The 13,521-nt window shown below is 55.9% G+C and carries 16 protein-coding genes; 1 reads left to right on the top strand and 15 read right to left on the bottom strand.

All coding sequences use genetic code 11. From position 1 onward, the window contains the following. Positions 1-579: 579 nt before the first annotated feature. The 13 genes from RT582_RS21915 to RT582_RS21855 form a co-directional block, all read right to left on the bottom strand. Positions 580-909: a hypothetical protein gene (locus RT582_RS21915; protein WP_313480018.1), complete on the bottom strand. Its 330-nt coding sequence runs from the start codon at positions 907-909 to the stop codon at positions 580-582. Between the two features lie 201 nt (positions 910-1,110). Further along, positions 1,111-1,437, bottom strand: a complete 327-nt coding sequence (locus tag RT582_RS21910) for a hypothetical protein (protein ID WP_313480016.1) — start codon at positions 1,435-1,437, stop codon at positions 1,111-1,113. Continuing rightward, on the bottom strand, positions 1,434-2,225 hold the full coding sequence (locus tag RT582_RS21905; RefSeq protein WP_313480014.1) for a lytic transglycosylase domain-containing protein: 792 nt from the start codon (positions 2,223-2,225) through the stop codon (positions 1,434-1,436). The genes RT582_RS21910 and RT582_RS21905 overlap by 4 nt, the downstream gene beginning before the upstream one ends. A gap of 141 nt (positions 2,226-2,366) precedes the next feature. Beyond that, positions 2,367-2,747: a hypothetical protein gene (locus RT582_RS21900; protein WP_313480011.1), complete on the bottom strand. Its 381-nt coding sequence runs from the start codon at positions 2,745-2,747 to the stop codon at positions 2,367-2,369. After that, a complete protein-coding gene (locus RT582_RS21895; RefSeq protein WP_313480009.1) occupies positions 2,728-4,125 on the bottom strand; it encodes a TrbI/VirB10 family protein in 1,398 nt (465 codons plus the stop codon). Before RT582_RS21895 ends, RT582_RS21900 begins: the two co-directional genes overlap by 20 nt. 11 nt (positions 4,126-4,136) lie before the next feature. Further along, complete coding sequence (locus RT582_RS21890) at positions 4,137-4,982, bottom strand: TrbG/VirB9 family P-type conjugative transfer protein (RefSeq protein WP_313480007.1); 846 nt, start codon at positions 4,980-4,982, stop codon at positions 4,137-4,139. Further along, on the bottom strand, positions 4,982-5,770 hold the full coding sequence (locus RT582_RS21885) for a hypothetical protein (protein ID WP_313480005.1): 789 nt from the start codon (positions 5,768-5,770) through the stop codon (positions 4,982-4,984). The genes RT582_RS21890 and RT582_RS21885 overlap by 1 nt, the downstream gene beginning before the upstream one ends. Positions 5,771-5,783: 13 nt before the next feature. After that, positions 5,784-6,830: a type IV secretion system protein gene (locus RT582_RS21880; RefSeq protein ID WP_313480003.1), complete on the bottom strand. Its 1,047-nt coding sequence runs from the start codon at positions 6,828-6,830 to the stop codon at positions 5,784-5,786. A 92-nt stretch (positions 6,831-6,922) separates the two neighbouring features. Next, positions 6,923-7,429 (bottom strand): hypothetical protein, encoded by a 507-nt coding sequence (locus tag RT582_RS21875; RefSeq protein WP_313480001.1) that lies wholly within the window; start codon positions 7,427-7,429, stop codon positions 6,923-6,925. A gap of 4 nt (positions 7,430-7,433) precedes the next feature. Next, positions 7,434-8,282: a hypothetical protein gene (locus tag RT582_RS21870; RefSeq protein ID WP_313479999.1), complete on the bottom strand. Its 849-nt coding sequence runs from the start codon at positions 8,280-8,282 to the stop codon at positions 7,434-7,436. A gap of 1 nt (position 8,283) precedes the next feature. After that, the gene (locus RT582_RS21865; RefSeq protein ID WP_313479996.1) at positions 8,284-10,827 is read right to left on the bottom strand and encodes a VirB4 family type IV secretion system protein; all 2,544 of its coding nucleotides are present in this window, start codon (positions 10,825-10,827) and stop codon (positions 8,284-8,286) included. A gap of 21 nt (positions 10,828-10,848) precedes the next feature. Continuing rightward, positions 10,849-11,211, bottom strand: coding sequence for a hypothetical protein (locus RT582_RS21860; RefSeq protein WP_313479994.1), 363 nt, complete (start codon positions 11,209-11,211; stop codon positions 10,849-10,851). Further along, entirely contained in the window at positions 11,208-11,594 is a 387-nt protein-coding gene (locus tag RT582_RS21855) for a hypothetical protein (RefSeq protein WP_313479992.1), read from the bottom strand. Before RT582_RS21855 ends, RT582_RS21860 begins: the two co-directional genes overlap by 4 nt. A gap of 131 nt (positions 11,595-11,725) precedes the next feature. On the opposite strand from RT582_RS21855, the gene RT582_RS21850 reads away from it, so the two are divergent. Next, the gene (locus RT582_RS21850; RefSeq protein ID WP_313479990.1) at positions 11,726-11,986 is read left to right on the top strand and encodes a hypothetical protein; all 261 of its coding nucleotides are present in this window, start codon (positions 11,726-11,728) and stop codon (positions 11,984-11,986) included. 579 nt (positions 11,987-12,565) lie between these two features. Here RT582_RS21850 and radC read toward each other — a convergent pair. After that, positions 12,566-13,027 carry a RadC family protein gene (gene radC / locus RT582_RS21845; protein WP_313479988.1) on the bottom strand — a complete coding sequence of 154 codons (462 nt, stop codon included), beginning with the start codon at positions 13,025-13,027 and terminating at the stop codon, positions 12,566-12,568. Positions 13,028-13,109: 82 nt separating this feature from the next. Next, positions 13,110-13,346 (bottom strand): hypothetical protein, encoded by a 237-nt coding sequence (locus RT582_RS21840; protein ID WP_313479986.1) that lies wholly within the window; start codon positions 13,344-13,346, stop codon positions 13,110-13,112. Positions 13,347-13,521 lie beyond the last annotated feature (175 nt).

The raw sequence follows: 13,521 nt of genomic DNA, 5'->3' as shown, positions 1-13,521 counted from the left end.
GGCCGGAACGGCCGGAAGCGTTAGAGCCGGCTTGCCGGCGTGGATTGAAGCCCCGCCAGGGGGCGAGACAGGGAGGCACGACCAGGCTCGACGCGAAGCGCGAAAGCCTGGCCAGAGCGCAGCGAAGGAACGCCTGGGCTTGTCTCTGCTATCCCTAAGACTGCAGATCGATTACCCCGGCCCCCGCCACCCGCCTCAACTCGCGCGCCCCCACAATCACATAGAAAGTGGTTATGTGGAGCAAGAGCAAGTAGACGAACCCCGCTACCGACCCGGCATAGATGCTGAGTACGCTACCCAATAGCGCCGCCGCTAACATCACGTACAGCAGACCTATGAGAGCGGCCGAACGTGAGAAAAAACGGCAAATTGAAATGTACATAAACACCGGCTTTGTCATTCGAATAGATCACCAGTTTAAGAGCGCAGCGAAAGCTGCGGCGTCAGCCGCTTGGTTGAGCCGCCCGCAGCACCACAAGCTCCTGGTCTTTCAACCCAAGTAGCGCTAGGAACTGAGAGCGTTCAGCTGCGCTAATGGTCCGAGCCTGGAAAATTTTCGTTGTCATAAAATGACTCCTATTAGGAAAGAGCAACCCACATCGTGACTTCAACAATATCGAGGCCGGGGATCTGTAGCGGATCTCCTCGCTCCTCCCCGCTAACATCCGGGGCGCGCCCGAGCGGAGCAAATGTCACCCCCGCATTCCGCCAAAGCGCCATGTGCATTCGCTCCGCCGTCAAAGCAGTCGGCCCCGAAATCGCCCCGCAGTTCAGCTTAAACAGTTTTGCCGCTTGATCCTTCAGATAGCCCTCTGCGTCGCTTTGGTTCGGATATTTAGCTTTGAATGTGCCCTCCTGCTCCAGAAGCGCCCGAGCTGTCGCGGTTAGGTTTATAAAGTGAAAACGCATAGTGTCTCCCTGGTCATCGTTTCTAAATTGGTGCCGGTTGCCCCCGGCCCAGCTCACCACTAAGCAGGTGACGCGATACCACATAGGCTAAAAGCATGTGGCCTCCAACTGCTAACATTTCCTACTGCGATCGATCTTCCAGCTGGATCTGCAGCACCCCGCGACTGCACTTTTTGCTAACAGACGCGGGTTGCTCGTCTCTCACAACGGCGGCTCGAACCCCTCCTCTACTTTCTTCTTGGCGTCACCCAGCGCCCGATCCGTGTCGTCCTGGCCCATGAAGAAATCAGGATCGTCCTTGCAGTAGGTACGCGTCTTATGGCGTTTGCGGTAGATCATCGGGGGCTGCCAGCATTTCTGAAAAACCTTCGGGCAATCGCCCTCGGTGAACCCGGTCGTAGCGCACATCGTCCACGCCCCGCGCATGTGGTTGCGATCCTTCCAATCGAAGTCGTATTCGCCCGCAGTCGCCGGAAGTGAAACGGAGGCGAGGCAGGCCACGCCGATTGCGGCAATCGTTAGCTTCATGTGTAGGTCGCCTCCAGGCTGGCCAGCTTGGCAAGGATTCGCTTGATGTACGCCTGCGTCTCTTTGTACGGGGGAATGCCGTCGTATTTGTCCACGGCGCCCGGCCCGGCGTTGTAAGCGGCCAGAGCCAGCTCAATGTCACCGTCGTAGCGCTTCAACATGCTGGACATATAGAGCACGCCGACATTGATGTTCGACTCAGGGTCATACGGATCGACATTGAACTGCGCGGCCAGCGCATCGCTTATCTGCATCAATCCCTTGTTGCCTTTCGGGCTTACGGCTTCAGGATTGAAGCCCGATTCAGCAGCCATCTGCAGCGCGATCAGCTTGGCCGACACGTTGTAGCGCTTTGCATACTTGTGAATGAGCGCGTCGTAGGGCGTGCCCAGCACTCCCGCCCCTCCAATCTCGAGATCTTCCGTTTCCCCTCCTGGCGCAGGCGCGTGCGGTTCCGACACCAGATCCCACAAACGAATAGCGTCATCCTCACCAGCAGCCGCTGGCTGCTGCGGTATGGGCTCGCGCTCGCGGAAGGCAGCGCGCATTTCCTCCATCTGCTGCGGCGTCCAAGGGCGAACGCCCTGGTCATCATCAAAGCTCGGAACCAGCTTGGCCGGCGAAGCGGCCACTTCTGATCCGTAGAGGTAGTCATACATTTCGCTGGAGTCGGAGTCGTCCGCACACGCCTGCCCGGCCATAAGGCCGAGCAGCGCGAGGGCGGCGACGGCCTTACGGCCGGCGAATGGTTTGTGGGAACGCATCGAAGTGGTATGGCTTGGGTTCATTGTCTAGCCCTACAGGTCGAGTCAGATCGCGGGTGATTACTTGGCGCTCCTGCAGCTGAAACATCTGCCCTCGCGCTTCGATTTGCGTGGTTGAGCAACCAACAACCGCCGTCAGGGCGGCGAACAGCAATGCAATCCGCATCATTTTTCCTCCGTTAGTGAGAGCAGCTGGTTGTTGTGATCGACGATCACATAACCGTGCTTGCCAACCAGGATCTGCAGGGCGTCAGCGACCGGCATGGTTCGATAGACCCGAGCCTCTTGCGGGAGCTTCTGGCCCGCGATGCGGGCCGCGTCTTTTGGCGCTGGGTATTGGGTGACGAAGCGATAGCCTGAAGGCTCAAGCAAGTAGTTAACCGCTTCGCCCACTGTAGTTACGTTATCGGGGTAGCTTGTGCGCACCCAGAGACTGAGCGGATCAATGTAGGCGCGCTCGCCAGGCACTGGATCAGCATCGGCGGCGAAGGCGAAGGCTGGCACCAGAAGCAACGCCGCGAGGCACTTAGTTAACGTAGCTTTCATAGACGTTCCTCCAGGGCTCGATGTAAATGTCTTCTTCGGTGGAGACATAGAAAGACTGTCCCGGCCGGATGGTTACGGTCGGCACGATATTTAGGTACTTCTGGGCGATGTTCGAAGCCTGCTTGCGGCTCCCTTCCCCCACGTCGCCGGCAAAGGTCGCGTCTTCGCTTGTGCCCGAGCCGGTGTAGCTGGAATTGCTGCCTACAACCGCGTAAGCGGCCACGCCAAGGAACTGCGCAAGAATGTGGTAATCCACCTGGTCAGCAATGGCGCCAACGCCCTCCCGGTCCAGACCAGCAGCCTTCGAAAGATCGATCTTGCGGCCGTCCGGAAGGATCACCCAGTTCGTGGTGATGCCCATCCGATGCTGAATTGCTTCGTTCACGCTGCCAGCCTTGACGACCCGCATAATCACCTCGGAGCCCTTCGGGATCAGCACGTTCTCGCGCTCTAGGTCGTACACGTCACGGCTGACAATCCCTTTGAGCTGGCTTCCCTGGAAGTCTGAAACGCCCTTGCGCATGAACTGCGCCGGGATCTCAGTACCAGGAGGCAGCAGCTTTTTGCCCTCCACGTCGGCGTTGTAGGTGTTCGACTTGGCATAGCCTGCGATATCGGGCGGCGGCTGGTCGAAGCCGGCTTCGACCTGCTGCAGCTCGGCGCGCTTCTGCTGCACCACCGGACTCCCCTCATCAGCCCCGCTCTCGGTTTCTTGGCGAAGCGAGGCGCGTAAGCGGCGAGCTGCATCGATCCGCCGCGCCACTTCGGCCCTCCGCTCTTCGAGCGTTCCAGACTCTGGCATAGGCGAATCAAGTAGCCGCTGCGCTTCTTCCTTGGTGCTCGATGTGTTCGAGCCCGCACGCGAAGCCGATGCGCGCTGTAGGGTGCCCCCTGCAGCGGCGCGCTCAGTTTTCTTCACTGAGTCGCTGTAGCCCCAATCGCTGGACGCGGCTTTCAACGCCCGCATGCGCTCATTGGCTTTCCATTTGGCCTCCAGCTTCTCAAGCTCTGTAGGCTCGCGCAGCGCCTCCTTGCCATCGGTAACGTTGTTCCACGCGCTCTCTACCGCCTCGCTCGACACAATCGGATCTGCAGCCGCTGGCTGCGGATCTTTGGGCTGCAAACGGGTCAAGCGCGCCTGTTCACCGGCCACCAGTGAATCGAAGCGTCCCTTATCGACCGTTGACGTTACTTCAGGCTGCGGCCGCTCCCGCGTCTTGCGCTGCACCTGTCCGGTGGCACGCTCGTACTGGTAGTAAAGGAAGTTCCCGAACAGGATGAGAAACACCACCCCAATCGTTGCCATCATGTAGCGCCGCACCTTGCTCTTGTGCGTGGCCGGCTTTTCCTGAATGCGCGGATCTGCTTCATCTGCCATGATTCGCCCCTTCAATCGCCCTGGGTTTGAGCATCAGCACGCTTGATGCCGATACGCGCGTCGTCGACGCGCAGCGTGAAGCGCGGATAAATGCCGTTGATCTGGTACATGCCGTAACGGTCGTTGTACTTGACCGGGACGATGGCGTTCTTCTCGCCGATTTCCGACTCGACGGACAACAAGCCACGGTTCGGCGTGTTGAGGCGTATGTAGGTCCAACGCCCGTCGTCGTAGACATCGGAGATTAGGTTTGCCGCCGCAAACCCTTTGCCCTGGTCCCACTCGTACCGGGTGTAAATGTGATAGCGATACCGGCCCAGCGCCTCCATGACCGCCTTCTTCTCGTTGTCCCGCGCCTCTCGCCCCTGCTCAAGCATTTCGCGCCTCATTTCCATCAGCTGCATGTTGCTGGCGGAGCCGGCCTGACTGAGCTGCTGGGCGTTGGCGCGAAGCGCCTGCTTTGAACCTGCGGTAAAGAATTGACCGTCATGGCTCACGATGACGCAGGTGTCATTGCGCTCGCTGCTCACACGGTTGGCCTTAATGTCGTAAACATGGCCATCCGTTGTGAAAGCCCGCAGGATCGTGGCGCGCCCCTCCGCTTCCTTGCTGTTCGGCTTGACCAGCAGCGTCGTTGCCGCCCCATCCGAGGTCCAAAGCTCCCGGTTGGGCGAAGCCGGATTGGAAACCAGATCCGCAGGAAACTGAATGCGCGTTCCGAGGTACATGGCAGAGTTGACGTTGATCACGGTGCCTGGCGACCAGTGCACCGTCCTGCAGCTCTCGGCCTGCACCTGCAACGAGAACGCCGCCAAACCCAAAGCCAGAGCCGATGTTTTATAGATTCTGTTGTTCATCACTTTGCGTCTCCTGCAGTGCGACCCAGCCCCGCTGGATCGTCTTGTTCTGTTGAGTCGATGATTTCGAGGCCGATGGGGTTATGATCGAGAATCGTCGGATTTTCAGCCGCCAATTTCTCAAGTTGTTTAAGTGGAATCAGGTGCCATTGCAGCGGAACGACCTTGGCAACCCTGCTCCCTTTAACTTCTTCGCCACTGGGTGAGACCTTCACTTTCTCGTAGTAAACATTTGATCGAACAATATCAGTCTGCTTACCCCCAACCACGCCTCTTACTTCGTCGTAGTGATTGATCCAGATATTTTCAACCCGAACAATCTCGCGCTGTTCTGGCTTGACCGAAAGCGCTGCAGCCTTATTAATCGCGTCAAACCCGCCCTCTTCTTCCTTCGCAATGAAGTTCTTGTAAAGATTATCGGAGATAAACATGCCGACCTCTCCATAATCCTGCTTAATGGTTGCAGGAAAAACACCGTAGCGCTTAACGATATAGTTCTTAATCAGTGCATCAATAGTGTTTGGCAGGAACTCTGCCACATCGCGCTTTTGATATTTGCCTCGCTCGGAAGTGCCGTTCGGATACAGTTTCACATACTCGATTTGCACATTCTTCGCAGCGAGCTCTGACAAGCTGGAAATTGTAAAACCCTGGTAGACCACAACCAGCAGCAATACAAATGCAAAGCCGGTCCACCAATTAATCGCAACTCTGAAAGAAGCGTCTCTTCTTGGTTTTCCGCTTTTTTGAGCGCGAGAAACCTCTGCATCATCAATGATGTCAACCATAGTAGTTACCTTTTTACATAGCTTTTAGAAGCGAATTTTTTGCAAGTCCGGCCGCTTTACCGAGCCCACCACTCAGATTGCTAGTTCCACCTGCAAGCGCCCCCGCGAACACAAAGCTGGACAGCACAAACAAAATGGAAACAAGCAGCATCGCAGATGCATCAAACAGCTTATAGAACTCATCAATAGGCACAGATACAGGCGCAGGCAGAGCGGTGTATCCAGCCGTGAAGCGAACCCCGAGATCCGCGAGGATCGATTTAAGGGAAAGACACGCAATTACCATAGTCGCGGTCAGGATGATTTTCAGAATTACGAACCCAACCAGCAATTTAAACCAGGCATCAAAGAAGCCGCGCGTACTTGGCAGCATTAGGAACGGGATGAAACAAAGACCGATTACCTTAGCCAGTGCATACCCGAAGTCAGCCCAAATCGCCGCCAGCCACGCGACAAAATCCAGAATGAACGAAGCGACCATCCACGACCCCATATACATAATCGCTTTAACGCCATCAAAAATGCCTAACTCCTCAAGATTCACCGCATCAACTGCTGAAACTAGCCACTGCGACATAAAGAAGTTATCGGTGTTACCAACCAAGCCGCGCTGCAGCCCACCCGATACTCCAACCCCGACACCCCAGATCGCCTCTGTGAAGTAGTCGTATCCAGTCCAGATAGCCAACGTTGCACAGACAAACACAAATGCCTCTACCAACCGCAACGGCTGTAAGCCCTCAAAGACGAAAATGGCTACTTCCGTAACGATCACGACCATGAAGCAAAATCCGAGAATCATGTTTCCCCAGATCCTCAACTCGTTATCAGGATCGTCCATCACGTCCGTGATATACCCCGACAGCTCCGCGCTGAACACGCCGCGAAGCACATCAGACAGTGCCGCGTTTGCATCAGGGATCACCAGAAGGCTCCCCATACCGCCAACCAACAGCGCGATGGTCCAAGCTGATGTTCTGAGAAATGCGGACCTCCCCCACTTCCCCTGCATAGGAAGGGGCGCGACAGCAGCACCTTCCATCTGGCCGGCCGCTTTCATGGCCTTCTTGTGACGCCAAGTCGCAATGACGTAGCCCCACCCCACGCACATAGCGGCGACCATTCCAAGGCATAGAACCAAAGAAAATCCGCTCACTGTTTTCCCCCGGACCCCAGCGGGCAATGATCAACAGTCGCCTGCCACTTCTGCTTAGAGCACTCGATGAACCAGGGAGTGGTCTGCGTCCGCGAAGCACCGAGCACATTCTTTTGAATCCACCACCCTTCGGCCTCAACGGCCCGCCTAGTCACCTGTCCTGGATGCTTCTCAAGCAGAGCTGTCGTTTGGTCGTATATCGCCTTCAGCTCAATTAACTTCTGCTCAGCAGCGGGTTTGCTGAGACCCGCATAGTGTTTCTGCGCGTAGGCGTCAGATCCACGAGCCGGGTACTTGGCAGTAGCTTCTTCAAAATACTTATCCTGGCACGCCTCACGGTCACCAACCGTTTTGAACTTTTGCTTCCCACACGCCCGAATTCCCTCCCTGATTAACTCGGTCCGCGCCTTATCAGATTTCTTCTGAGCTTCATCGATGTACACGCCGGCCGCTGTCGCCTGGCCGGCTACGCCGAGCATCAGCGCGAGATATATGGTCTTCATACAGTCACCATTGCGAAAGAGGGTCTTCGTTGACGGTGTACGTCTCGTTCGCGCGCACCTGTTGCATCTTTATGTTTGCCTCCTGCGCCCGCTGCTCCTTGGAAAAAACGTGCTGCTCCAACTGGTTGGCAAACTTCAAATTGCTGTTCTGCTGCAGCATCTGCTGCTGCATCATCTGAAGGCTCACATGCTGCTGATCGGCCATAAGCTGCAGGGTCGCCAAGTGATCTTCGGCACCCAGCGCCGCCCTTTGGTCATCGAGTTTTCTCAGAGTCTCGGTGTACTCAACTGTCATTTCGTCGTAGGCATCGACTTCCAGGCTCTGACTAACCCCAGTGTCGGCCCGTGTCCTCGCTCTCGAAATTGAAGCCAGCGCCCGCTCCCTGGATGCCAAGTCGTAATCGATCTGGTCTAGCTGTGCCTCAAGCTCCGCTTGCTCATTCCCCTGGTAGTAAACTGTGTCTACCTTTTCGCGCGCTTGGCGCCAAACCGGATCATAGGAAGGACTTGAGCCGGGATAGCGATTGATAATCCGCTCGTACTTCGCGTAAACCCCCATCCAATCCTTACGATCAATCCTATTCTTCAGCTCCGTCATCTGCCGCAGCATGTGGTTGTAGGAAATCATCGTCTGTTCATACAGGCGAATCGCCTCATCCAGCTGCGACGCCGCTGTAATGGTCTGCTGCATGTACTCTTCGTAGGCCAGCAGATCCTGCATGTACTCAGTGACTGACTGAGCAATAGAGGCAATGTCGACGACAGGAAAACCGGAAGCAGTGACGGTCGGCGCAGTGGCCCCGCTCGATGCCAAAGCAATCGCCAAGAACAAGGGTTTAACGTTTAGCTTCATCTTATTGATCCTTCAGTCCAAGCCGCTTAACCGCCTCATCAATGGCTTGATCAGGGGCGCCGGGGTATTGCTTTAGGAGTGAATGCACGACAGCTGCCTCGCTTGGCCGGCTGGTCGCAATCGCGTACTGCTCTTTCTCGGCGTTGAGGCAAACGATCTTCGACACGTCCGCTTCACGCTGCCAAATGAACATTTCCTTTCGGGGAATGAGGGAAGAGATCGCATCGACCTGGCCCTCCGAGAGACCGTAGGTTTCGCGGTAAGCGTTTCGCAGATCCCGATCCATCTTTGGCTCAGCAGCGAACACAAACGTAGTCGCTGCAGAACGCAGCATTCCCCAATCAGGCAAGCTGCTGTAGTGGTAAGGGCTTTGAGTCCAGAGGTTCAGCCCGGCCGTGAACTTGTTCCAGGTGCGAACCTTGGCCAGAAGAAATTCAGTAGCCCCCGGCGTCTGCAGGAAGTATTGGCACTCATCGATGCCCAGCTGCTTGACCACATCCCGAATCGCAGGATTCTCAAACGCCTTACTGGTCCGGTAGAAAATCTCTCTTTGGGCCAGCGCCGCCAGCTTCGGAATATCCTTCAAGCCCGAGAGGTTGTAGATACCCACCCGCTTATCGAGAGCCCCCAGATCATCCTCTACGTTGTCGAACATATTGGCCAAGCTGCCGCCCTTAACCCAGCGGTCGAACTTCAGCTTCAAGTCACCGTCAAGGTGGGTGTGGAGCTGTCTTAGGGTCCGCATCCGTGGAGACGGCATTCTAAGAACCGCCCGAATCGCGTCATCCAGCACCTTTTGCTCATGGGCCTCAAGCTCCCGCAATGCCGCCGCATCGTTTAGCTCAAGCATCACCCTGAGATTCCCCAGTAGGTGATTAACGAACAAACCATCACCATCCCCCAGCTCACGATCTGCAGCCGCGAACGCTGCAAACCCCTTGCTGCTGGCTGGGTCTGTAATGCGAAACAGGCCGGCGTCGTCTCCGAAGAACGCAGCCAGCGGCTCTGCCCCATCGTCAACACCGATATCGCGATAGATCCCCCCGAAGCGCATGAAGTGGCTGGCAACACAGTTCTTGAAGAATGTTTTGCCGCCTCGCGTCGGGCCTGTACCAATCACCAGCCCCTTATCCGCAATGAACTCGGTGTAATCGAACGGCACCCTGTCGCGGCTTTCCAGAACGTAGGTCGGAGCGCCGGTTACCGGATTGCTGCTGACGCCAGGGTGGGACTTATAAGCCAGCGCCGCTGCACCGGCCTGGCTGGTATTGAATTCAAAGCTACGAGTGCAACGCTTGCCGTAACCAGGCAACAGCGACGGGAACAGCTGGATCTGCCCAGCCGACTCCCAGACGACGCTCAAAGAGCATTCGGCCAGCCGGGTATTCATTTCCTTGACGGCCTGCTTCAGCGCTTTGGGGTCTTCGTCCCACATGATGATGTGGGAGTTGTAGTAGCCCCACCGGTCATCGCTATTGTCAGCATCTTCAAGCTCGCGCAGCTTCTGCTTGAGATAGACGCTTTGCTCCAAGCGATCCGCCATGGCGCTATTGGGATCTCCCCCCTTGAACAGAGCGGACAGCTTCATGTTCTGTCGCGCCAACTCGTTTTCCTTGTTGCGCAGCATCAGCCCTTTCTTGATCTTTGACAGAGGACTGAAGCGATTCATGATGACGTAGTTGCCCTTCTGCAAAACAGGAGGCTGCGCCGCATGAACCCATATTCCCTCAGTAACATATTTCGAGCCAAAGCCCGTGATTGTGGCTATGCGGGCGTAGCGCGGAACCGGCCCCCTAAACTTGAGGCAATCCATTCCATCGACTTGCACCGGAGCAATGGACCCGTCAGCCAACTTGAGATCCCAGTCTTCAACCGGCACTTCTTCATTCAGCGCGGTTTCCAGCAACGTAGGATCAAGATTCACAAGCGCGCGCTGAAGCGCCCACATCTGCTGAAGACTCATCCGCGTATTGGTAGGGGACAAAATCTCAGCGCGACTGGCGAGATCGCCCAGCGCCGCATCCAGCACGTCGTGCTGCCGCTCTAGCTCAGCTTCTTCAGCCAACCAGGCGCGCCTATTGCTGAACTTCGCCAAAAGCAGCTGACGCGATTCGACCTCAACAGGCGCCTGAAACAGGTGCTTGAGCAGTGAAACGCTCAGCAGCTTATTAATGTTCTCTTCGGCCGGAGCCTCAACCAACCAGAACAAGCGCGAGGCATTCAGGCCGCGCACATTGTTTAAGTAATCCTGGCGGCGTTGCGAGAGCAGCCGACTACGGGGGTCGTCGACCTCTCCGAACCGCACCCGCTTGCCTTCAAAATGCCAATAGTATTGGCTGACTACCAGGGACTGATCTAGCCCCTGGTAAAGGCCGCGCAACACGCTCGAAAAGATTTTCCGGTCATGCTCGCCAAGCCCTGTGGGATCGACCCCTGACATTTCTAGGCCGCCCATCAAGCTCCCTATGTGCGTCAGGGTGAAGCCATTCCAGACACCGTGCGCGTATAGCTGCTCGCACATCGGTACGCCCTTCTTGATCTTCATTGACCCCACGTCAGCCGTCATTTAGAAGCCCTCCAGCCAGGTGAAGAACAGGGCAATGTTGAAGACCATCACACCCCCCGCTACAGCTCGCGCAACCCAGCCCAGCGCAGCGCCACCTGACTTCGGCACAACTACCCACAACGCCCATGCAGCCACCAGACCGATAAAGACGACGCACAACACCCCTGGCCCACCAAGGAAGTCCACGACTTCCTGCATGATCGCCCCAACCTTGGCCAGCGGGCCGTCGCCGGGAACGTCCAGATCCACGTCGTTGTTGAGCGCGAAAGCCTGCGGCGCAAACAGCGCACCCAGCATGGCCAGCCGAGCCCGCTCGGACATTTGCATCGCTCGCCCGCGCAACATCAAAAAGGTTTGTTTCATTGGTATTTTCCTTCTGAGTGTATGGATTCAACGACCAGGCCCGAACGGACCTGCTTTATCAGCAGCACCTTGCGGCGCTTAATCACGCATGGGTCATAGGACTCTGGAGACCAGAGGCTTCTAACCCAAACCATTGCCCCGTCGGGGTCATTGCGGTGAATGAGATACACAGGGACCAGGATGATCAGAGCCAGCATCAGCCCCGCTACGAACCCCGCGAAGAAGCCAAAGTAATTCATCATTACGATGACGCCGAAAACCGCGAGGGTCATAGCCCCTATAAAAATCTCTGAAGGAATCCCCCAGATCTCACGCCGCTTTACGAACGCGCTTTTATTTTCAAGGTCGACCCTTGGGTCAGCCTCCGTCGTGATTTCCTCCAACGCTCATCCCCCTTTAGCTACGCGACAAAGTAAGATATCTAGGACCATAGCTTGTGTGCGCACACTCAGTGTACGCACAATGGTGTGCGCACACAATAGCCGCTTATCCCCGAAGGATTCATTAGCTTGATATGAGCCCGCAAAAGAAGAAGAGTCGAAAGACACCGCCGATGAACCTGACAATTCCCGAGGAATTGCAGGCAGGGCTCAACGATGTTCTCGCCCTGATCGATCTCGAAACCTATGAAGACAGGAAGCCATCAAGGTCCACGATCTGCGCGGTCTTGATTGAACTCGTGCTGGAGAAGAAGGATCTGCTTAAACCGGAAAACATCGTCGATTACGACAGTTTACGAGCGGAATTAGAGCGAATCTTGCACGAACAAGAATAAAATGACTCCGACACGCTGTCGGTGGCTGTTCCAGCAGGCTAGCAAGCGAAACGACTAGCCGCACACAAGGTTACAAAAGAACCGCCAGAAAGATCACACTTTTTCTTAGCTCCCTCAAAATTTCGCCTAATTACCTACACTCATAATGGGCGATGGCTTACAGGCCAATTGCCAGCCTAGAATCGGGCATGTGGAAGCCCCACACGCGGAATATTCACTTAGCGCCCCCAAGCTCGGAAAAGGGTGGCGCTGGCTATCGCCAGGCCACTTTCTCGCCTCCCGCCTCACAAAGCAGCACCCAATCCGCATAACGGATTGGCTCCTGCCCTGTTGTCCATCGATTCAGCTCCCGCCGACTTGCCAGGCCAAGTAAGGTCTTAACCCTTTCCACGCCTCCAGCGCGCCTGACCATCATCAGAACCTCTTGCCGGGTTGGCACCTCCCAGCCATCAGACGCCGCCCGCAGGCATTCGGCTCTGACATAAGCCACCTCCCCCCCCACCACGCTATAAACACCATCGTTTTCCATAAAACCTCCAGGCAAAAAAAAACGAACTGCCGGAGCAGTTCGTTCAACTGCTACAGCAGTCCGCTTTCAGCGTAAGACTGCATCTCACCGTGACCAACAACAAAGTGGTCCAGCAGACGCACATCAATCAATGCCAGGGAGTCCATAAGCCGAGCCGTAAGACGGTCATCGGCCTGGGAGCGCCTAGAATCCCCGGAAGGATGGTTGTGAGCGACAATCACAGCTGCAGCATTGAGCCGTAGGGCTCGCTGCGCAACCACACGCGGATAAACCGACGCACTGTCGATAGTACCCGTGAACAGACGCTCGAAAGAAATGACTCTGTGCCTTGAATCTAACCAGATAGCACAGAAAACCTCGTTCTCTTCTAGCTCCAGCTGGAGTCGAAGATAATCGCGGACAGCTTGTGGGCATTCCAGCGAACTGCCAAGGGCTAGTTTGCGTTCCTGCACCAGATCATCAAGAACCTTGATCGCTTCCTTGATAATACTGCTTTGACGATCTGTCATCATTTCAGAATTCTCCGAATTAGGCAGAACATTCGTCCCGCCCCGACATAAATAAATTGAAATCTTACCAGCTATTGCTAGTAGATCACGCTACGCCCATCCAACCCCAATTCCAATGCTGCAAGAGTTGGGGAATTTCCTTGATGCAAGCAGGCACTTCATACTTCGGATAGCAAAGCTCACCGCATTCAGTCGCCTTCATAACTGCCTCAAATTCCATATCAGCAGAATAAGTTTCTTGCGCTGTGTCGTAAGCCATCCGTGCAAGCCGTGCAGCATGCTCAATGCTGGAAACGCGCGGATCGATTTCTTGGGTATGCATACAGAGTTCTCCGGTTACGGCATAAACAATTCGTCTTGCCTACTTAAACAGTAGCCGCGTTGCCGCCCCTGAGCAACCCCACCCCGCGTGCAGCTCATCAAGTTTTGCAGGTTTTGTTAGCAAAACTGACGCTGCCGGCGAGCTGCAGCAGCAGCTCGATCCGCGAACGATCGGT

Source organism: Stutzerimonas kunmingensis (assembly GCF_032106285.1).
In the GTDB taxonomy this organism is placed as follows: domain Bacteria; phylum Pseudomonadota; class Gammaproteobacteria; order Pseudomonadales; family Pseudomonadaceae; genus Stutzerimonas; species Stutzerimonas kunmingensis_B.
Note: the sequence above shows the minus strand (reverse complement) of the source record. Positions and strands in the feature narration are given on the sequence as shown.

Bases quoted from the DNA above. Each gene is read 5' to 3' on its own strand.
- RT582_RS21915 (WP_313480018.1), bottom strand. From the start codon at position 909: ATGCGTTTTCACTTTATAAACCTAACCGCGACAGCTCGGGCGCTTCTG.
- RT582_RS21910 (WP_313480016.1), bottom strand. From the start codon at position 1,437: ATGAAGCTAACGATTGCCGCAATCGGCGTGGCCTGCCTCGCCTCCGTT.
- RT582_RS21905 (WP_313480014.1), bottom strand. From the start codon at position 2,225: ATGAACCCAAGCCATACCACTTCGATGCGTTCCCACAAACCATTCGCC.
- RT582_RS21900 (WP_313480011.1), bottom strand. From the start codon at position 2,747: ATGAAAGCTACGTTAACTAAGTGCCTCGCGGCGTTGCTTCTGGTGCCA.
- RT582_RS21895 (WP_313480009.1), bottom strand. From the start codon at position 4,125: ATGGCAGATGAAGCAGATCCGCGCATTCAGGAAAAGCCGGCCACGCAC.
- RT582_RS21890 (WP_313480007.1), bottom strand. From the start codon at position 4,982: ATGAACAACAGAATCTATAAAACATCGGCTCTGGCTTTGGGTTTGGCG.
- RT582_RS21885 (WP_313480005.1), bottom strand. From the start codon at position 5,770: ATGGTTGACATCATTGATGATGCAGAGGTTTCTCGCGCTCAAAAAAGC.
- RT582_RS21880 (WP_313480003.1), bottom strand. From the start codon at position 6,830: ATGAAAGCGGCCGGCCAGATGGAAGGTGCTGCTGTCGCGCCCCTTCCT.
- RT582_RS21875 (WP_313480001.1), bottom strand. From the start codon at position 7,429: ATGAAGACCATATATCTCGCGCTGATGCTCGGCGTAGCCGGCCAGGCG.
- RT582_RS21870 (WP_313479999.1), bottom strand. From the start codon at position 8,282: ATGAAGCTAAACGTTAAACCCTTGTTCTTGGCGATTGCTTTGGCATCG.
- RT582_RS21865 (WP_313479996.1), bottom strand. From the start codon at position 10,827: ATGAAGATCAAGAAGGGCGTACCGATGTGCGAGCAGCTATACGCGCAC.
- RT582_RS21860 (WP_313479994.1), bottom strand. From the start codon at position 11,211: ATGAAACAAACCTTTTTGATGTTGCGCGGGCGAGCGATGCAAATGTCC.
- RT582_RS21850 (WP_313479990.1), top strand. From the start codon at position 11,726: ATGAGCCCGCAAAAGAAGAAGAGTCGAAAGACACCGCCGATGAACCTG.
- radC (WP_313479988.1), bottom strand. From the start codon at position 13,027: ATGATGACAGATCGTCAAAGCAGTATTATCAAGGAAGCGATCAAGGTT.
- RT582_RS21840 (WP_313479986.1), bottom strand. From the start codon at position 13,346: ATGCATACCCAAGAAATCGATCCGCGCGTTTCCAGCATTGAGCATGCT.